Source organism: Idiomarina sp. T82-3 (assembly GCF_001577655.1).
In the GTDB taxonomy this organism is placed as follows: Bacteria; Pseudomonadota; Gammaproteobacteria; order Enterobacterales; family Alteromonadaceae; genus Idiomarina; species Idiomarina baltica.
On sequence record NZ_LSBQ01000021.1, the window covers coordinates 33175 to 51083 of the forward strand.

The 17909-nt window shown below is 46.2% G+C and carries 22 protein-coding genes; 4 read left to right on the top strand and 18 right to left on the bottom strand.

The window, feature by feature from the left end; all coding sequences use genetic code 11:
- Positions 1-66: 66 nt before the first annotated feature.
- The 14 genes from AWU56_RS11095 to AWU56_RS11160 all read right to left on the bottom strand — a co-directional run bounded on the left by AWU56_RS11095 (position 67) and on the right by AWU56_RS11160 (position 12344).
- A complete protein-coding gene (locus AWU56_RS11095) occupies positions 67-483 on the bottom strand; it encodes a F0F1 ATP synthase subunit epsilon (RefSeq protein WP_006954742.1) in 417 nt (138 codons plus the stop codon).
- A gap of 17 nt (positions 484-500) precedes the next feature.
- Positions 501-1886, bottom strand: coding sequence for a F0F1 ATP synthase subunit beta (gene atpD / locus AWU56_RS11100; RefSeq protein ID WP_006954743.1), 1386 nt, complete (start codon positions 1884-1886; stop codon positions 501-503).
- 41 nt (positions 1887-1927) lie between these two features.
- On the bottom strand, positions 1928-2794 hold the full coding sequence (gene atpG / locus AWU56_RS11105; protein WP_006954744.1) for a F0F1 ATP synthase subunit gamma: 867 nt from the start codon (positions 2792-2794) through the stop codon (positions 1928-1930).
- Positions 2795-2849: 55 nt separating this feature from the next.
- The gene (atpA, locus tag AWU56_RS11110; protein ID WP_006954745.1) at positions 2850-4391 is read right to left on the bottom strand and encodes a F0F1 ATP synthase subunit alpha; all 1542 of its coding nucleotides are present in this window, start codon (positions 4389-4391) and stop codon (positions 2850-2852) included.
- A 14-nt stretch (positions 4392-4405) separates the two neighbouring features.
- The gene (atpH, locus tag AWU56_RS11115; protein ID WP_286682553.1) at positions 4406-4939 is read right to left on the bottom strand and encodes a F0F1 ATP synthase subunit delta; all 534 of its coding nucleotides are present in this window, start codon (positions 4937-4939) and stop codon (positions 4406-4408) included.
- Positions 4940-4956: 17 nt separating this feature from the next.
- Entirely contained in the window at positions 4957-5427 is a 471-nt protein-coding gene (atpF, locus tag AWU56_RS11120) for a F0F1 ATP synthase subunit B (protein ID WP_006954751.1), read from the bottom strand.
- A 37-nt stretch (positions 5428-5464) separates the two neighbouring features.
- Positions 5465-5722, bottom strand: a complete 258-nt coding sequence (gene atpE, locus AWU56_RS11125) for a F0F1 ATP synthase subunit C (RefSeq protein WP_006954753.1) — start codon at positions 5720-5722, stop codon at positions 5465-5467.
- A gap of 54 nt (positions 5723-5776) precedes the next feature.
- Complete coding sequence (gene atpB / locus AWU56_RS11130; RefSeq protein ID WP_286682554.1) at positions 5777-6574, bottom strand: F0F1 ATP synthase subunit A; 798 nt, start codon at positions 6572-6574, stop codon at positions 5777-5779.
- Positions 6575-6586: 12 nt separating this feature from the next.
- Positions 6587-6973 carry an ATP synthase subunit I gene (locus AWU56_RS11135; protein WP_006954758.1) on the bottom strand — a complete coding sequence of 129 codons (387 nt, stop codon included), beginning with the start codon at positions 6971-6973 and terminating at the stop codon, positions 6587-6589.
- Positions 6974-7134: 161 nt separating this feature from the next.
- Positions 7135-8031, bottom strand: coding sequence for a ParB/RepB/Spo0J family partition protein (locus tag AWU56_RS11140; RefSeq protein WP_286682555.1), 897 nt, complete (start codon positions 8029-8031; stop codon positions 7135-7137).
- A 32-nt stretch (positions 8032-8063) separates the two neighbouring features.
- On the bottom strand, positions 8064-8861 hold the full coding sequence (locus AWU56_RS11145; protein ID WP_286682556.1) for a ParA family protein: 798 nt from the start codon (positions 8859-8861) through the stop codon (positions 8064-8066).
- Between the two features lie 20 nt (positions 8862-8881).
- Positions 8882-9523 carry a 16S rRNA (guanine(527)-N(7))-methyltransferase RsmG gene (gene rsmG, locus AWU56_RS11150; RefSeq protein WP_286682563.1) on the bottom strand — a complete coding sequence of 214 codons (642 nt, stop codon included), beginning with the start codon at positions 9521-9523 and terminating at the stop codon, positions 8882-8884.
- 9 nt (positions 9524-9532) lie between these two features.
- Positions 9533-11428, bottom strand: a complete 1896-nt coding sequence (gene mnmG, locus AWU56_RS11155) for a tRNA uridine-5-carboxymethylaminomethyl(34) synthesis enzyme MnmG (protein ID WP_286682557.1) — start codon at positions 11426-11428, stop codon at positions 9533-9535.
- Positions 11429-11882: 454 nt separating this feature from the next.
- Positions 11883-12344, bottom strand: a complete 462-nt coding sequence (locus AWU56_RS11160; RefSeq protein WP_286682558.1) for a flavodoxin domain-containing protein — start codon at positions 12342-12344, stop codon at positions 11883-11885.
- A gap of 56 nt (positions 12345-12400) precedes the next feature.
- On the opposite strand from AWU56_RS11160, the gene AWU56_RS11165 reads away from it, so the two are divergent.
- Positions 12401-12889: a protein tyrosine phosphatase family protein gene (locus AWU56_RS11165; protein ID WP_286682559.1), complete on the top strand. Its 489-nt coding sequence runs from the start codon at positions 12401-12403 to the stop codon at positions 12887-12889.
- On the opposite strand, the gene gloA is transcribed toward AWU56_RS11165, so the two are convergent.
- Positions 12869-13420, bottom strand: coding sequence for a lactoylglutathione lyase (gloA, locus tag AWU56_RS11170; protein ID WP_006954770.1), 552 nt, complete (start codon positions 13418-13420; stop codon positions 12869-12871). The two genes, AWU56_RS11165 and gloA, sit on opposite strands and share 21 nt — an antisense overlap.
- A gap of 95 nt (positions 13421-13515) precedes the next feature.
- Here gloA and AWU56_RS11175 point away from each other — a divergent pair, with 95 nt between their 5' ends.
- A complete protein-coding gene (locus AWU56_RS11175) occupies positions 13516-13746 on the top strand; it encodes a GIY-YIG nuclease family protein (RefSeq protein WP_040487699.1) in 231 nt (76 codons plus the stop codon).
- Here the strand turns inward: AWU56_RS11175 and AWU56_RS11180 are convergent.
- Complete coding sequence (locus tag AWU56_RS11180; protein ID WP_006954777.1) at positions 13736-14062, bottom strand: putative signal transducing protein; 327 nt, start codon at positions 14060-14062, stop codon at positions 13736-13738. The genes AWU56_RS11175 and AWU56_RS11180 overlap by 11 nt on opposite strands.
- The gene (locus AWU56_RS11185) at positions 14025-15740 is read right to left on the bottom strand and encodes an FUSC family protein (protein WP_286682560.1); all 1716 of its coding nucleotides are present in this window, start codon (positions 15738-15740) and stop codon (positions 14025-14027) included. Before AWU56_RS11185 ends, AWU56_RS11180 begins: the two co-directional genes overlap by 38 nt.
- Before the next feature lie 350 nt (positions 15741-16090).
- Between AWU56_RS11185 and AWU56_RS11190 the strand changes: the two genes are divergently transcribed.
- The gene (locus tag AWU56_RS11190) at positions 16091-16384 is read left to right on the top strand and encodes a type II toxin-antitoxin system RelE/ParE family toxin (protein WP_044628576.1); all 294 of its coding nucleotides are present in this window, start codon (positions 16091-16093) and stop codon (positions 16382-16384) included.
- 14 nt (positions 16385-16398) lie between these two features.
- Positions 16399-16722: a HigA family addiction module antitoxin gene (locus AWU56_RS11195; RefSeq protein ID WP_286682561.1), complete on the top strand. Its 324-nt coding sequence runs from the start codon at positions 16399-16401 to the stop codon at positions 16720-16722.
- Between the two features lie 42 nt (positions 16723-16764).
- On the opposite strand, the gene AWU56_RS11200 is transcribed toward AWU56_RS11195, so the two are convergent.
- A partial coding sequence (locus tag AWU56_RS11200; protein ID WP_286682562.1) for a DEAD/DEAH box helicase occupies positions 16765-17909 on the bottom strand: 1145 nt, incomplete at its 5' end.

The following is a 17909-nucleotide window of genomic DNA, read 5'->3' on the forward strand; positions in this document are numbered from 1 at the left end:
TTCTACATACAAAAAAGGCCTTGTTGTACCAACAACAAGGCCTTTTGCGTAATTTTTTTCTAATTTTTAACGTCTAAGCTTACGAATAACTTCAAGTTGCGCCATCGCGCGTGATAATTCTGCAATTGCTTCAGCATACGACAAGTCAGAACCTGAATCCGCAATCGCTTCTTCCGCACGCTTACGCGCTGCTTCAGCTTCTTGCTCATCTAGCTCATGACCACGTACAGCAACATCAGCAAGAACAATCACTTGACCTGGTTGCACTTCAAGAACACCGCCGGCAACATACAGCAGTTCTTCTTGACCTTCCTCACTCAAAAAACGAACCATTCCTGGTTTGATTTTGGTCAGTAAGGGTGCGTGTCCTGGGTAAATACCCAGTTCACCTTCGCTACCCGACACCTGGACCGTCTGCACAACGCCGGTAAACAACCGACGTTCTGCACTCACGATTTCCAGATTTAACGTTTGTGTCGCCATTTAAACCTCCCAGTTGGTTACAGGTTTTTGGCTTTTTCAATCGCTTCTTCGATGGTACCTACCATGTAGAAAGCTTGCTCTGGAAGATCATCGTAATCACCTTCAAGGATGCCCTTGAAGCCAGCGATAGTATCTTTGAGCGATACGTACTTACCAGGTGCTCCTGTAAATACTTCTGCTACGAAGAACGGCTGTGATAAGAAACGCTGGATCTTACGTGCACGAGCAACGGTACGCTTATCTTCTTCAGATAACTCATCCATACCCAAGATAGCAATGATGTCTTTCAACTCTTTATAGCGTTGAAGTACTTCTTGCACACCCATCGCTGTGTCGTAGTGCTCTTCACCGATAACCAGTGGGTCGAGCTGACGCGAGGTTGAATCCAATGGGTCAACCGCAGGGTAGATACCCAATGATGCGATATCACGGTTAAGTACAACAGTTGCGTCCAAGTGAGCAAAGGTTGTTGCTGGTGATGGATCCGTCAAGTCATCCGCAGGTACGTATACGGCTTGAACCGAGGTGATTGAGCCTGTTTTGGTTGACGTAATACGTTCCTGAAGTACGCCCATCTCCTCAGCCAATGTAGGCTGATAACCTACTGCTGATGGCATACGACCCAACAATGCAGATACTTCCGTACCGGCTAGGGTGTAACGGTAGATGTTATCAACGAAGAACAATACATCGCGACCTTCGTCACGGAATTTCTCCGCGATGGTCAAACCGGTCAATGCAACACGTAAACGGTTGCCCGGTGGCTCGTTCATCTGACCATAAACCAATGATACTTTGTCGAGAACGTTTGAATCGTTCATTTCGTGATAGAAGTCATTACCCTCACGAGTACGCTCACCAACACCTGCGAATACTGAGTAGCCGCTGTGCTCGATAGCGATGTTACGGATAAGCTCCATCATGTTTACGGTTTTACCAACACCCGCACCACCGAACAAGCCAACTTTACCACCTTTTGCGAAAGGACAGATCAAGTCGATAACTTTGATACCTGTCTCAAGCAAATCGCTGGTGTTTGACTGCTCTTCGTACGTAGGTGCTGCACGGTGAATCGACATACGTTCTTCTTCACCGATAGGGCCCGCTTCATCGATAGGCTGACCTAATACGTTCATAATACGGCCCAGGGTTTTCTTACCCACTGGAACCATGATCGGCTCACCGGTGTTTTCAGCGATGATGCCGCGACGCAAACCGTCGGTAGTACCCATTGCGATGGCACGAACAATACCACCACCTAGCTGCTGCTGAACTTCTAGCACTAGGCCTTCAAGGTTACCTTCGGTCACTTTCAATGCGTCGTATACTTTTGGCACTGCGTCTTGTGGAAACTCAAAGTCCACAACGGCGCCGATAATCTGTACGACTTTACCTTGACTCATGACTATTCCTCTAACTCTTCAATTCTTTTACCGTTGCCGCGTTATACCGCTTCGGCGCCGGAGACGATTTCCGATATTTCTTGCGTAATCGCTGCCTGACGAGCTTTGTTGTACTGCAGCTGAAGCTTATCAATAAGGTCTTCAGCATTGTCAGTTGCAGCTTTCATCGCAATCATACGAGCAGCTTGCTCACTGGCGAAGTTATCTACAACACCCTGATACACCTGGGTCTCAACATATCGACGAATAAGCGTGTCGAGAATGCTTTCAGGGTTTGGCTCGTACAAGTAGTCCCAGCTACCCGTTTGGACATTTTCGTCCTTTTCCGCTTGCGGCAATGGCAGCAATTGGTGAATGGTCGGCTCTTGTGTCATGGTGTTAACGAACTTGTTGTACACCACGTACAAGCGGTCGATTTTGCCTTCTTCAAAAGCGTCCAACATAATTTGGACAGAACCCGTAATTTCTTTAAGTTCTGGCTTGTCACCTAAACCCGATACTTGGGCTTGCAACTTACCACCAAAACGTTTGAAAAAGCCGGTTGCTTTACTTCCGATGGCTGCAAAATCAGCCTCAATGCCTTGTTCTTTCCACTCGTTTGCGTGTTTTACGACGGCTTTAAACTCGTTAGAGTTAAGACCACCACATAAACCACGGTCGGTAGAAATCACAATGTAGCCCACACGCTTCACTTCGCGTTCTTCCATAAATGGATGACGGTACTCAATGTTTCCGCGTGCGACATGACCAATCACTTTGCGAATGGTGTCCGCGTATGGACGACTTTCATCCATACGTTCCTGCGCCTTTTTCATTTTTGACGCAGCTACCATCTCCATAGCGCTAGTGATCTTCTGAGTATTACCGATACTCGAGATCTGTGTCTTTATCTCTTTACCGCTGGCCATGATGATTCTCCTTTAACTCAACGACAAATGGCCGCTTACTAGCGGCCACCGCCAATTACCATGATTGCGTTTGCTTGAATTTCTCAAGTGCCGCTTTCAATTGGCTATCGATGTCGTCGTTATAGTTTCCGGTTTTATCAATTTCAGCCATCAGCTCAGAGTATTCGCTCGCCATGAATGATTGTAGAGACTCTTCAAAATCCATGATTTTGTCGATAGCCACATCTTTCAGGAAGCCTTTCTCAACGGCGTAAATTGATACAGCCATTTGAGCCACGCTCATAGGCTTATATTGCTTCTGCTTCATCAACTCGGTGACGCGCTGGCCGTGCTCAAGTTGAGCACGAGTCGATTCATCAAGGTCAGATGCGAACTGAGCAAAGGCTGCCAATTCACGGTACTGAGCCAAGGCTAGACGGATACCGCCGCCCAATTTCTTGATGATCTTAGTCTGTGCAGCACCACCAACACGAGAAACTGAGATACCCGCGTTAACCGCTGGGCGAATACCTGAGTTGAACAGGTCAGTTTCAAGGAAGATCTGACCGTCAGTGATTGAAATCACGTTAGTCGGTACGAACGCAGATACGTCACCCGCTTGTGTTTCAATGATAGGTAATGCGGTCAAAGAACCTGTTTTACCTTTCACTTCACCGTTGGTGTGCTTTTCTACATAGTCAGCGTTGACGCGAGCAGCGCGCTCAAGTAGACGCGAATGTAGATAGAAAACGTCACCAGGGAATGCTTCACGACCTGGAGGACGACGCAGTAGCAATGAAATTTGACGATAAGCAACTGCTTGCTTCGACAAATCATCATAAATAATTAATGCGTCTTCACCGCGGTCACGGAAGAACTCACCCATAGTACAGCCAGAGTATGCTGACAAGTACTGAAGCGCCGCAGATTCAGAAGCAGAAGCGGCTACAACAATGGTGTTTTCCAATGCGCCGTGCTCTTCCAGCTTACGAACAACTGCAGAAATCGTTGAGTTTTTCTGGCCGATTGCGACGTAAACACATTTAATTCCAGAGTTTTTCTGGTTGATGATTGCGTCAACTGCTAAAGCCGTTTTACCGGTTTGACGGTCACCAATGATCAACTCACGTTGACCACGACCGACTGGGATCATCGAGTCGATTGATTTGTAGCCGGTTTGTACTGGCTCATCAACAGATTGACGATCGATAACACCCGGTGCAATTTTTTCGACAGGCTCGTAAGCTTCCGCTTCGATAGGACCTTTACCGTCGATAGGTTGACCAAGCGTGTTAACTACACGGCCAAGCAACTTGTTACCAACAGGTACTTCAAGAATACGACCCGTAGATTTAACTTTTACACCCTCTTGCAAGTCAGCATAAGGGCCCATTACAACCGCACCAACAGAGTCACGCTCAAGGTTCAGTGCGATAGCGTAGCGGTTTCCAGGAAGCTCGATCATCTCACCTTGCAAGCAGTCTGCAAGGCCGTGAACGCGAATGATACCGTCTTGTACAGACATGATAGTACCTTCGTTGCGCGCTTCGCTGGTGACTTCGAACTTCTCAATACGCTCTTTGATTAGTTCTGCGATTTCATTTGAATTCAGTTGCATGCTCAAGTCCCCAATTAGGATTGCAGTGCATAGGCAAGACGTTCTAGCTTGCCACGCAGTGAACCGTCAATCACGGTATCGCCTGCTTGAATGGTTAATCCGCCAATCATTGACGCATCTACACTGCAGTTCAGCTTAATTTTGCGTTGCAAACGTGCTTCGAGTGCCTTAGAAAGCTCAGCTTGCTGAGCATCCGACATTTCGACCGCACCCGTTACATCTACGACAATTTCCTTTTCGTAATCAGCACGGAGCACGTTAAATTGTTCCAACACCGCTGGCAGGGCAGTTAAACGTTCGTTTTCTGCCATCACCTTGATAAGATTCTGTGCTTGTTCGGTTAATGCGTCACCGCATACTCCGATAAACACCTCACTCGTGCGACCAACGGTAGCAGAGCTACTCAAAAAGCTCGCCATACGGTCATCTTGCGCCACTGAAGCGGCAAAAGACAACATATCGGCCCACTTATCGAGCGCTCCTTGTTGCAAAGCAAAATCAAAAGCTGCTTTTGCGTAGGGGCGAGCGACAGTAGTCAGTTCTGACATAAGCTCAAACCCCTTGATTAAAGTTCAGCGACCAGTTTTTCAACGATGTCGCGATGAGCGTTCTCATCAATTTCACGCTCGATAATTTTCTGAGCACCAGTCACAGCTAGAACAGCGACTTGCTTACGCAACTCTTCACGAGCACGATGGCGTTCAGCTTCGACTTCCTCATGACCAGACGCGACGATTTTCTCGCGTTCTTCGTGACCACGCTGAGTTTCGTCCTCAACGATTTTTGCGCCACGTTTCTTAGCCTGCTCAATGATTTCAGCCGCTTGCTGCTTCGCCTCTTTAAGCTGTTCAGCGATGTCTTCCTGGGCTTTTTCTAAATCTTTTTGAGCACGTTCACCAGCACTAAGCCCGTCAGCAATTTTCTTCTGACGTTCTTCAATTGCCTTGATGATCGGTGGCCACACGAACTTCATGCAGAACCACACGAACACGGCGAACGCGATCGTTTGTCCAATTATAGTAGCGTTGATATCCACAACGGACCTCCTTTATTTGGTGACCGTCGAATCGCGCTTAGCCTGCTACCTGAGTTAAGAACGGGTTTGCGAATGTGAATAGCAAAGCAACCGCAACACCGATCATAGCGATAGCATCGATAAGGCCCGCAACGATGAACATTTTAACTTGTAATTGAGGCGCTAGTTCTGGTTGACGAGCGGCCGCTTCCAAGAATTTGCCACCCAACATACCGAAGCCAAGCGCTGTACCCAACGCAGCAAGACCGATCATGATTGATACAGCGATAGCGGTAAAAGCAACTACAGTTTCCATTGATATCTCCAATTTTCAGTAGATTAAAGTTAAAAAATAAAAGTAAAACCAAACTTAGTGTTCAGATGATGCCATGCTCAGATAAACAATGGTCAACATCATGAAAATAAACGCTTGTAACACGATAACGAGGATATGGAATACAGCCCAGGCGAAGTGCGCTGGCAACTGGAAGAATCCAATCATCGCAATAAGAATAAAGATCAATTCACCCGCGTAGAGGTTACCAAACAAACGCAGTGCCAGCGACGCCGGCTTAGCGAGTAGCGTGATACTCTCGAGCACAAAGTTCACAGGGACAAGCGCCCAGTGATTAAATGGCGTAAACGTCATTTCTTTGGCAAAGCCCTTGATGCCTTTGTATTTGATCGAATAGATAATGATCAAAGCAAAAACACTTAAGCTCAGTGCGAATGTAGTATTCAAGTCGGTGGTTGGCACCACTTTGAAATACACGTCATGAGGATCATTAACAAACCCTAGCCAATAGCCCGTGTACATAGCTGCCGTAGGCAACCAATCAACAGGTATTAAGTCCATCAAGTTCATCAGGAAGATCCAGACGAAGATGGTTAACGCTAAAGGTGCAATGAGTTTATCTTTGCCGTGGAATGACTCTTTGACGCTGTTATCGACAAACTCGACAACCATTTCGACAAAGCATTGCCACTTACCAGGTACCCCCGCAGAGGATTTTTTGGCTACTCTGCGGAAACTCCACAGAAATAGCACACCTAGTAACACGGACCAGAAGATAGTATCGACATTTACCGCCCAGAATCCTTCACCAACCGTCCAGTTTTGAAGGTGGTGTTGGATATACTGAGTCGGAGTTTGCTCTCCACTTACCATGTTGTTTCCCAGTTACGTTGATTTTAAAAACAAAATCGGTGCAATCCACTGTGCAACAACGGCTAGAATAAAGCCGGTTAATAACCACAATGCATTAGAATTTGTAAGCAGTAAAACTAAACTCAGTAGTACTGCTGTAAGTACTAGCTTGACGCCCTCACCAACAAAAAAACTTTTGACCACTTGTTGGTTGGCACGCGCGCCCGCATATCTAAACGCTATCCAGCCAAACAGCGCGTTGGGAATCAGTGCCGAAAAACTCCCCAATAAAGCGGCTAATGCAGCATCTGTTTGGCTCACAAGAAAGGCCAATAAAGCAGTGCACAACGACACAACTAACTGACTCAAAACCGTTTTTCGTGCTAGTTTTTTTCCTGCCAAAGCAAGGGGCTGAGTCACTATTGAACCTTTCTTCAAAATTTGGGTGTTGACCTATTTTTAAACAGGCACAAATAAACTCGCGCTAGTATAAAGATCTGCCCGCTAAATGCAAACAAATTTGCCTACAGCCTTTGAGTTTAATGCTACTTAACATACCCGTTACAAATGTGACAAGGGTCTTATTTTATGTGCGCTAATATGCCATCTAACTCATCTAAGTTAGTGTAATTGATAACGACTTTTCCTTTACCTTTTCGGCCATGATTGATAGCAACTTTTGCGCCCAAGCGCTCTGATAAGGATGCCTCAAGGCGTTCGATATCAGCATCAGGTTGAGGTTTGTCTTGTTGTTTGGGAGGTTCAATGGTTTTGCGAACTAATTTTTCAGCTTCGCGCACCGTCATATCTTTTGCAGCAATATGCTGAGCAACGCTCGCTTGCTGTTCACCTTCGAGCGCTAATAATAATTTAGCGTGCCCGAGTTCAATGTCGCCACGTTCAAGTAGCAACTTAACGCTCGCCTCTAAATTATTGAGGCGCAAAAGATTAGTCACCGTAGTGCGAGATTTACCAACCGCTTGCGCGACGTCTTGATGTGTCATATTAAATTCATCAAGTAATCGTTGGAGTGCCGTTGCCTCCTCCATCGCATTAAGATCTTCGCGCTGGATGTTTTCAATTAAAGCAATCGCCACGGCAGCTTCGTCTGGCACGTCTTTTACCAAGCAGGGAACCAATTCAAGCTTAGCTAATTGCGCGGCTCGCCAGCGGCGCTCACCAGCAATGATTTCATATTCATCGTCTGCGATGATACGTACCACGATAGGCTGAATTATACCCTGTGCTTTTACCGAAGCAGCGAGATCTTCAAGTGCCTCAGGAGACATATCTTTACGCGGTTGATAACGTCCAGGTTGCAGTTGCTCGATAGGTAGCTTTTGAAGTTCACCTTTAACCAACGTATGTTGTTCATCTTCCACGGGTGGCTGTTGACCATCTTGGCGTTGTTGACTCGCCGAATTGCTTGTCAATAAAGCGTCTAATCCACGACCTAAACCACGTTTTTTCGGCGACATATATTTATTTCCTCAAACCCTACTACTCGTTTTTATGAATTAACCGATTGCTGCTCTTTTTCCAGCTTTTCAGCTCGCCGGATGATCTCTCCAGCAAGTGATAAATAAGCTTTTGCACCAGTTGATGACTTATCATAATACATGGCCGGAGCACCAAACGAAGGGGCCTCAGCCAACCGTACGTTACGTGGAATAACCGTGCGATAAACTTTTTCACCAAAATGTTGCTTAAGCTGTTCTGATACATCATTAGCTAAGCGATTACGCGGGTCGTACATCGTACGCAGAATGCCTTCAATTGTCAGGCTTGGATTAACCACTTCAGCAAGCTGTCGGATTGTCTCCATTAACGCAGTCAGTCCCTCTAATGCATAATACTCGCACTGCATCGGTACAAGAATAGAATCGGCTGCTGCCATCGCATTAACGGTCAACATATTTAAGGAAGGAGGGCAGTCGATAAAAATAAAGTCATAATCGTCTTGCACGCTCTTAAGTGCGTTTCGAAGCCGTACTTCGCGCGCAAAAAATTCCATTAATTTGATTTCTGCGGCTGTGACATCAGAGTTTGCAGCGATAAGATGATATTTGCCGTTAGTATCGGTAACAACCACTTCTTTAATGGGTTTTTCGTCCACTAACAATTCATACACGGTGCTATCGACTTCATACTTATCAACACCGCTACCCATAGTCGCATTACCTTGAGGATCTAAATCAATGAGTAGAACTTTACGCTTGGTTGCAGCCATGGATGCAGCCAAATTCACTGCGGTGGTCGTTTTGCCCACGCCGCCTTTTTGATTAGCTATCGCAATAGTTGTAGCCACGGGTGCATCACCTCTTATTATTAATGGGCGTTAATTGGACGGATAATAACCATGTGCCGCTCGCCTTCCAAGCCGGGCACCATCAATCGGTTGATTTCATCAATACCGTATTGGGTGTCAAGGTCAGCTATCTCTTGCTCTGGATACATACCTTTGAGCGCATAAAATCGCCCTGACGGCTTTGGTAAATGATGACACCATGAAAGCATATCATTAAGCGAGGCAAAGGCTCTACTCAACACACCGTCAAAATCGTGTAAGCGACTATCATAAGCTTCTACTCGGCTTTGTACGGCCGTTACATTCTCGATATTAAGTTCATGACAAACTTGCCTGATAAAGCGAATTCGTTTACCTAAGCTATCTAACAATACGAATTCACAGTGTGGCATACAAATAGCCAATGGCAAGCCAGGTAAGCCCGGACCTGTGCCTACATCAATAAATTGCTCACCTTTTAAATGTGGCATTACCACAAGGCTATCAATGATATGCTTAGTAAGCATTTCATTTGGATCACGGACTGATGTCAGATTATACGCTTTATTCCATTTATCCAGCAATTCAACCAGTTGCACAAGTTTAACCACTTGTTCATCTAACACTGTGCCACGGACAGAATCATCCGTTTGTGCAAGTAACCTCTCTAATTTTTCTTTCAAACTCATCCCTTACGCGCTTTTTCTGAGCAAACCTTGCTTCTTAAGATGTACGAGCAGCATTGATATCGCCGCGGGCGTAATACCTGAAATTCGAGCAGCTTTACCAACGGTTTCAGGTTGGTGTTGGTTCAATTTAGCAATCACCTCGTTAGAGAGACCTTTAATGCTCGTATAATCAAACTGATTCGGTAAACGCGTATTTTCATGGCGTTGTTGTTTCGCAATCTCATCTTGCTGCCGTGAAATATAGCCTGCATATTTAGTTTGGATCTCAACCTGTTCGGCTGCAGCTGAATCACTTAAACCCGGCGCAAAGAACGGTGTTTTAACCAACTGCTGATAGTTTACTTCTGGTCGACGTAGTAGCTCCTCACCACTGACCTCTTTTGTTATCGGACTTTTCACAAAGGCGTTAATACTATCAATTTCTGGGTGATCTTTATGAACCCAAGTGCTACGCAAGCGCTGCTTTTCTTGCTCGATAGCTTCCATTTTTAAATTAAACGCTTGCCAACGTTCATCATCAACCAAACCAAGTTCACGACCTGTTTCAGTTAAGCGAATATCCGCATTATCTTCACGCAATAATAGTCTATATTCTGCTCGTGATGTAAACATACGATAGGGCTCTTGCGTACCCAAAGTCGACAGATCATCAATGAGTACGCCCATGTAAGCTTGATCACGACGAGGAGACCACGTTTCTTTATCTTGAGCTAAACGTGCTGCATTTAGGCCAGCTATCAAACCTTGTGCACCTGCTTCTTCATAACCAGTGGTGCCATTGATTTGACCAGCAAAAAACAAACCATTAATCACTTTAGTTTCCAGTGACTGCTTGAGATCTCGTGGATCAAAATAATCATACTCGATCGCATAACCAGGACGTGTAATCACAGCATTCTCGAAACCACGAATTGACTGAACCAATTGCTGTTGAACGTCAAAAGGCAAACTCGTTGAGATCCCGTTGGGATACACTTCAAACGTATTGAGACCCTCAGGCTCTACAAATATTTGATGCGAAGTTTTGTCCGCAAAACGGACAATTTTGTCCTCTATTGAAGGGCAGTAACGCGGTCCAACACCTTCAATCTCGCCCGAATACATGGGTGAACGATCAAGTCCTGAACGAATCACATCATGAGTTTGCTCATTGGTATGCGTAATATAGCAAGGGATCTGTTGAGGATGATCAGCGCGACTTCCTAAGTACGAGAACACAGGTGTTGGTGTGTCACCGGGTTGTTCTTGCATGACTGAAAAATCAATTGAATGACTTGCAATACGAGGTGGGGTACCTGTCTTCAAGCGATCAACACGAAGTGGTAACGCACGTAAACGTTGCGATAGGGCATTTGCTGGTGGATCTCCTGCACGACCGCCTTGGTAATTATCTAAACCAATATGGATCCGACCACCAAGGAAAGTGCCCACTGTAAGTACGACTGATCGAGCATGGAATTTGAGCCCCATTTGGGTCACTACACCCGTCACCTGATCATTCTCTACGATCAGATCGTCACAGCCTTGCTGAAATAACGTTAAGTTAGGTTGGGTCTCCAACGCATAACGGATTGCTTGCTTATATAGTTGACGATCGGCTTGCGCTCGCGTAGCGCGCACCGCAGGGCCTTTCGACGAGTTCAATGTTCTGAATTGAATACCTGCTTTGTCAGCGGCTTTTGCCATGATACCGCCGAGTGCATCGATCTCTTTGACCAAATGCCCTTTACCAATACCACCGATCGCTGGGTTACATGACATTTGTCCCAACGTATCAATGTTATGGGTTAGCAATAAAGTACGCGATCCCATGCGTGCTGCGGCTAGCGCTGCTTCGGTACCTGCATGTCCACCACCGACGACGATGACGTCATAGGTTTGGGCGTTATTTTTCAACATTCAGAACAACCTCGATGAAAGGAGATAAAGATAAAACTGATCATCATCAGTGAACCGCGTATTTTAACGCGTTTTGGCTGTGATCGAAACGGTTATTTTTTATTCAGACTGTAAAGCTATGCTCGATCAATAAAGATCAGTAAAGGATCTTTATTTAGATCTTTATTATTGTTTCTATTAGGATCGCGTTTTCTGTGAATAGATCGCTACAAGGCTTATTTTTACTGCTTTTTAGAGCGATCAAAACATGTGAAAAAGATCCCTTAAACTGCGATCATAGATCGTGGATAACTAGGGTGTTTATACACAGCTTGAGTTATCCCCACAGTTATACCCAATTCAATGACAGCGCTTATGTCTGCTTATCCTTATTTTGATCACAAGTAAAAAAATTTGTGTATAGAACTGTGGATACGATCACGTGATCGTGTTGCAAACCCCATAAAATACGCGATCAATCTTGTGGGTATGATCGCAATTTATCGATCAATTCAGTAACCCATTTTGATGCTTTGTCTTCAGGATCATCTTCCATCATGTCGATCTCTAATCGTTCAAATAGTCGTGTGGCATTCAAAACGCTGAGCTTTTTATCGCAATGTCGACCGGCTTCACAAAAAGTGTCATAACAAGATTCACCGATGGCACAGACCGCATAGCTAAGATCAGGCAATAAAGGGACATTCGTAGAAGCGATGACATCATAGAAATCAAGCATTGAATCGGCATAGTCGCCTGCTCCGTGAGTGGCTAGGAAGATCAGCCAAATACCTGATTTGGGTAAATCATCGAAAGTGGGTTCGTAATGCATCTGGGTAGAAAGATCATGACTTTCTAGAATTTGTTGAACGTGGTCGGCTAACGCTTCAGTGTTGCCCGACGTGGTGCCTACCAATATATGTATCGTATTCGTCATCGTAAAATGCTTAAATAGTTGTGACAGATACTCGTATTGTACAGGAGTGAAAAACCATGCGTGCAATTTATCTATTCGCAGTTGTCATATTGAGTTTGCCTATATTTTCCACGGCCAAAGGTATTGAGACTGCAAAGCAAGTTGAACAGAATTTGTGGGTGATGGGAATGCCCGCTGAAGCCGATATTGAACGTTTCGCCGAGCAAGGCGGCGATATCGTAATCAGTCTGTTGTCTGTACCAGAACAATCACAAACAGCTGAATCGACATGGGTAACAGAAAACGGCATGGCGTTTTACCATGTTGCAATTCCAGGCGCTGACGGTTTGACACTCGCAAAGGTGCGCTTGTTGGATAAAGTGTTACTTGAGCATAAAGATAAAAATGTGCTCGTGCATTGCGCATCGGGTAATCGAGTGGGTGCTTTGTTTGCACTGCGTGCAGCGTGGCTCGATGGAAAGGAAAAAGACCTAGCGCTCAAAATAGGGCGTGAGCGAGGATTAACCTCGCTCGAAAAGACGGTATCAGAGATGCTCGCGCAATAAATCTGGTTGGCGATTCGGAGTAAAGATCTCGATCCAGTAGCCATCGGGATCTTTAATAAAAGCAATGCCTTTCATGTTGCCATCATTAGGTTTTTTCTGGAATTCAACGCCGAGCTCTTCAAAGCGCTCGCAGGCGGAGTCAATGTCGGGCACGGCAAAGCCGATATGACCAAACCCCTTTGGCTCTTGGTTACCGCTGTGATACGACACGTTGTCATCGTTCTCATCTCCCCAGTTATGCGTAAGTTCTAGCATGGCGGGTCGGCCAAAGGTTTGAACGATGCGTTCATCGTGATCGGTTGACCAATGACTGCGTTCTTCGGGCGAGATTGAGGCCATGAAATAGAGCGTGAACTTCATCTCAGGGAAGTCCAAACGCTTGATAAGCGTCATGCCGAGTACCTCTGAATAGAACTTTAAAGTACGCTCGGGATCTTTAATACGAAACATCGTCTGATTGAAAACAAATTTGTGGGTTGCGGGATCGTGATGTTCTGATAGCCCCTTAGCTTGGTCAAAATGACGACTCATGGAATGCTCCTAAGACAACAATGTGTGAATCAATAGAAATTGGGAATAAGACATTAAATTTCAAGCCAGAGCCCGAAGCTCGTTGGTATGTATACATGGTTGAATGCGGTGATCGATCACTTTACACCGGTGTCACTACGTGTTTAGAACGACGCATTCGTCAACATAACGGCGAGTTAAGTGGTGGGGCTCGCTATACACAGAGTCGCCGACCAGTCGTGTTGAGTTGGCGTCAGGGGCCTTTTTCTAAAACTCGTGCCTGTCAGCTCGAAGCTCAATTGAAACAACTCTCGCGTGCAGATAAACGAAAATTAATTAGTCTGTAACCGGTCGTTCTTTTTGACACTGCCAACATTCTTCAAATGAGGCAGGATTAAGCTCACCACATGCAGGACAACACCATTCTGCGTTATTAGCGCTATTTTGTTCATAGAGACTGAGAATATGTTTCGCGGCATCGTAAGCTTCTGGCATGACGTAGATGACCGTTTCGATAGCGTCAGCAGGTAACTCGCCAACGCCGCCGGCACTGGGATTATTGGGAACGTGAACCTGAATTCCCTCAGCACGCAATAACCCGCCGAGTAATTCGGCCTCTATCGGGCTACTGGCGCGGTAAATCTTTATCCATTGATCGCTCATGAGACACCATGACTTGTTGATAACGTAATAACCAACTTATCACGCTTTTATATGATGCGTGAGTTTTGTCAGCAATTTGTATGAGTTTGAATAGTCGGTGGTAAAATCGCGCCCGATAGCGACGCCGTCGAGAGGCGGATGCCGGTGTTTGGTCAAAGGCTTCAAGTTCATGGGCAATTGCGATAGTTAACGCATGTTCACGACGAGCGAGATTGGTTGGATAGAGCAGTTTGTAACCAAGCATCGCTGTGATAGGGGCTAACACAACAGCAAGCGCAATACTCACCGAATTAAATACCTCAAAACTGTACGGTATTACCGGCTGCATCAACAATAGAAAGACCAGAATAAAGTCCATGCTCCCGTTAATCGTACGGTGATGGGATAAAGGAAACGCGGCGATAAACATTATAGGTAGGAGTGACATTACCATGGCGCCGGTACTTTCTAGATAAGGCCATATTGCCGCATGAATGACTATCGAGAGTAATGCCCCTGCACATTGACCGATGAATACTGTTTTCATTGTCTTAGCAGGGTTATCTGTGGTGGAAAACAGCGTTAGCATGATGCTTGCGCCCAACAACAAAAAGGCGACTTGGAACCACTCGGTATACCACCATAAAGCACTGATTAATCCCATGATGACCATGGTTCGAATACTGGCCTCGCGTGCGCCTATCCAGTCACGGTGAAGCAACGATAGCGAGCGGCGTGTCGAGGACGCCGCGCGACCGGAATCACGAAATGAAAGACGCTCGTCACAGGCCTCAATAAATTCATCAAATGCACTGCGTAATGGTGACTGTCTAACGCTCAAAGAGGCGTTCTTTAATGCGGCTAAAATATCTGAGCGTTTCGCATTTTGCCGGAGTAAACTTGCTGCATTAAGTAAGTGCTTACTTATCTCTTGGTTTGCTTCAAGTGGCAAGAAATAAATCTGAGCCAACCACTCAAGTTGGCTATTAATAACCTTTCTTACCAGTCGAGCGGATTCATGTGCTGCAGGAGAACCCGTACCATGTTCGAGCAATTGTGCTTCAATTTGTGCTAGTTTCGATAGCCGGTCATCAAAATTAAGGAGTGTTTTGTCTTGCTTACTGAATAATTGTGCTACATTTTCTAGAGAAATAATGGTTTCGCGTCGCATTTGGTTGATAAGGCTTTGCTCCGCGCGTTTGTAGGTGAATAACCAACCTACAACCAGTGCCATCATGACACCAACAAATACCGTTAATAACCGGTCGATCCCCAAAGGCAAGAGCGCATCAGGGCTGCGGCTTAGCAAAGCAACCATGGAAGCAGAATAACCCGCCAAAATAGTGCCATAAGACACTAAGCCATGAATTAGATTACCAAGATAAACACAGAGAGCGACCCAAAGTGTAAGACCCATCGCGACAGGCAGTATTTGATGATCCGCTGTCACCACTAAAATCATACCAAACAAGGTTCCGATTAGAGTGCCTAGCGCGCGATATGCGCCTTTTTCTAACAGCAGACCGCGAGTAGGTTGCGAAACAGCCCATACGGTCATAGCGGCCCACTGTGGGTGTTCTAATCCTAATGCCCAGGCTATGATCAATGATAAGCAGGCAGCCAACGCAGTCCGCAATCCAAAGCGGAAGCGAATATAGTCAAAACCGAGTTTAGCAAGCGGCTGCCTCACTAGCTCCATAAAGCCTATTTACCAATGCAGAATATATAAAATACTTTAAAAACAAAAGTTTATGAAATTCTCGGAGCACCATTGGAGTGCTGAAATTTACGAAAAAAAGTGTAACTATTGGCAAATTCCCTCTGCATCGGCTCCTGACGACCCATTTTAAACTGGGATAAGTGGGAAACTGGGAGTCTTGTATGCGCAGTAATCTCTATTAAATCAGCGCCTTGAAATCGCTCGTTAGTCCCTTTCGGTCACACCAAATTATAGTAACATCGTTTTCTAAACGGATCCGTTCTCATTTTGAATGGACTTGACGCACAACATTGTTGTGCATAAAATGATTGAAAAGCGATCAGATAACTATGGCGGTTGAATTCAGGGATATATGGCTGGAGGCGTTCTACGACGAAGACCAAAGCCACAAGAAAATACCCAGCACTATTGAAGGCGCTCTGTTCAGAAAGATTCAGATTCTGGATGCCGCGACGCAGGAGTCAGACTTGAGGATTCCGCCGGGTAACCGTTTTGAACATTTGCAGGGAAACCTGTCGGGATGGTGTTCTATTCGGGTTAACAAACAGTATCGCCTGATTTTTCGCTGGGAAGATGGCACCGCCCAAGATACATATCTAGACCCGCATGTTTACAAGGGCTAGAGGAGGTTATGGTAATGAGGAACACAAAACATCGTCCAGTGACCGTTGGCGAAATGCTAATCACCGAGTTTCTGGAGCCGATGAACATAGAAATCAGTGAACTTGCCGAAGCAATGGGTGTGCACAGAAATACACTCAGTCGGATTGCGCATGACAAAGGCACGCTGACAGCACCCATGGCAATCAAACTCGCAGCGGCTTTGGGGAATACGCCGGAGTTCTGGCTGAATATTCAGCACGCGGTTGAGTTATGGGATGTTCGTCATCGTGCCTATGAGCAGGAAGCGAAAAATGTGAAACGTGTAAAGTCTCACGTTCTGCCGATGAAGCAGGCCTGAAGCACTTTTCGTTTCAGCCATGTTTCCCCTTTCTTTGGAACGTTACAGCAGCCGGGTTTGCGGCTCGGATTGGACAAACTGGTATCCCATCGCCTTATAACCTTTCTCGCGCTTTCGGAACATGCGTTCAAGCATTGGCAGGCTGTTGTCCAGGTAGTCGTAGACAGTGACTTTCTGCTTGCCGTCGGCATCCCGGTGAATCCTGCCAGCATACTGCGACAGTGTTCCTTTCCAGGCTATGGGCAGGGCCAGAAACAAAGTGTCGAGCCGAGGCAAGTCAAAGCCTTCACCAATGTATTTCCCGGTTGCAACAATAACCTGGGCTTCGTGTAGCTGCGATTCGGCAGCCCGGCGTTCCTTGACTCGCATCCCGCCGCGCAAAACAACCGACGATATCGACGCAGCTTCCAACAATGTTGCCAGCGTCTCGGCATGCTCTCGTCGTTCGGTCAGCAAAAGACAGTTGGCCTCGTTTTGAACGCAGCGTACGACATCCTGAACAATATCCTGATTCCGGGCTGTGCTCTGGGAGAGCCAACGGTAAACCGATGCTATGTGTGGTCGTTCACCATTATTCTGAAAGATGTCCGTCGGTGGCGTTTCATGACGTTCTCGAACAATGACACGCTGGACAAACTTAGACCCATGGTCAGCCCTGACTTTGTGACGAACGGGTCCCGCGACCATAAACATGATTTTTTGGTGGCCATCCTGACGGTCAGGCGTTGCGGTGAGGCCTACAACATATCGGGCGCTGACTTCGTTAAGCAGCATTTCATAACGGGGAGCTGAAATGTGATGGCATTCATCGATGATGACTTGCCCGTATTCTCGGATCTTGCTTGAGACCGTATTATCTTTCTTGTTGATCAGGCTTTGATAGGTGGCAACGTCGATCTGACCGGTAGGTTTCTTTTTGCCGCCGCCAATCACACCTACGGAGGCACCCTCAATAAAGGTCTCCAGGCGCTCCTTCCATTGATCCAGTAACTGACGACTGTGAGTGAGGATCAGCGTGTTTACCTGCCGCTTGGCGACAATGCCAATAGCGGTTACGGTTTTGCCGAAAGCGGTCGGAGCATGAAGTATTCCGGTATCGTGATCGGCAAGCGCCGTCACAGCCTTTTTCTGATCACGACGCAGCGTTGCTTTCAGGCTGACTTCCGGCAGCAACTGGCCGGGCATTC

What these genes read in the sequence shown, in the direction of transcription:
- AWU56_RS11095 (WP_006954742.1), bottom strand. Translation starts at nt 483, where the DNA reads ATGGCGACACAAACGTTAAATCTGGAAATCGTGAGTGCAGAACGTCGG.
- atpD (WP_006954743.1), bottom strand. Translation starts at nt 1,886, where the DNA reads ATGAGTCAAGGTAAAGTCGTACAGATTATCGGCGCCGTTGTGGACTTT.
- atpG (WP_006954744.1), bottom strand. Translation starts at nt 2,794, where the DNA reads ATGGCCAGCGGTAAAGAGATAAAGACACAGATCTCGAGTATCGGTAAT.
- atpA (WP_006954745.1), bottom strand. Translation starts at nt 4,391, where the DNA reads ATGCAACTGAATTCAAATGAAATCGCAGAACTAATCAAAGAGCGTATT.
- atpH (WP_286682553.1), bottom strand. Translation starts at nt 4,939, where the DNA reads ATGTCAGAACTGACTACTGTCGCTCGCCCCTACGCAAAAGCAGCTTTT.
- atpE (WP_006954753.1), bottom strand. Translation starts at nt 5,722, where the DNA reads ATGGAAACTGTAGTTGCTTTTACCGCTATCGCTGTATCAATCATGATC.
- atpB (WP_286682554.1), bottom strand. Translation starts at nt 6,574, where the DNA reads ATGGTAAGTGGAGAGCAAACTCCGACTCAGTATATCCAACACCACCTT.
- AWU56_RS11140 (WP_286682555.1), bottom strand. Translation starts at nt 8,031, where the DNA reads ATGTCGCCGAAAAAACGTGGTTTAGGTCGTGGATTAGACGCTTTATTG.
- mnmG (WP_286682557.1), bottom strand. Translation starts at nt 11,428, where the DNA reads ATGTTGAAAAATAACGCCCAAACCTATGACGTCATCGTCGTCGGTGGT.
- AWU56_RS11160 (WP_286682558.1), bottom strand. Translation starts at nt 12,344, where the DNA reads ATGACGAATACGATACATATATTGGTAGGCACCACGTCGGGCAACACT.
- AWU56_RS11165 (WP_286682559.1), top strand. Translation starts at nt 12,401, where the DNA reads ATGCGTGCAATTTATCTATTCGCAGTTGTCATATTGAGTTTGCCTATA.
- gloA (WP_006954770.1), bottom strand. Translation starts at nt 13,420, where the DNA reads ATGAGTCGTCATTTTGACCAAGCTAAGGGGCTATCAGAACATCACGAT.
- AWU56_RS11175 (WP_040487699.1), top strand. Translation starts at nt 13,516, where the DNA reads ATGGTTGAATGCGGTGATCGATCACTTTACACCGGTGTCACTACGTGT.
- AWU56_RS11180 (WP_006954777.1), bottom strand. Translation starts at nt 14,062, where the DNA reads ATGAGCGATCAATGGATAAAGATTTACCGCGCCAGTAGCCCGATAGAG.
- AWU56_RS11185 (WP_286682560.1), bottom strand. Translation starts at nt 15,740, where the DNA reads ATGGAGCTAGTGAGGCAGCCGCTTGCTAAACTCGGTTTTGACTATATT.
- AWU56_RS11190 (WP_044628576.1), top strand. Translation starts at nt 16,091, where the DNA reads ATGGCGGTTGAATTCAGGGATATATGGCTGGAGGCGTTCTACGACGAA.
- AWU56_RS11195 (WP_286682561.1), top strand. Translation starts at nt 16,399, where the DNA reads ATGAGGAACACAAAACATCGTCCAGTGACCGTTGGCGAAATGCTAATC.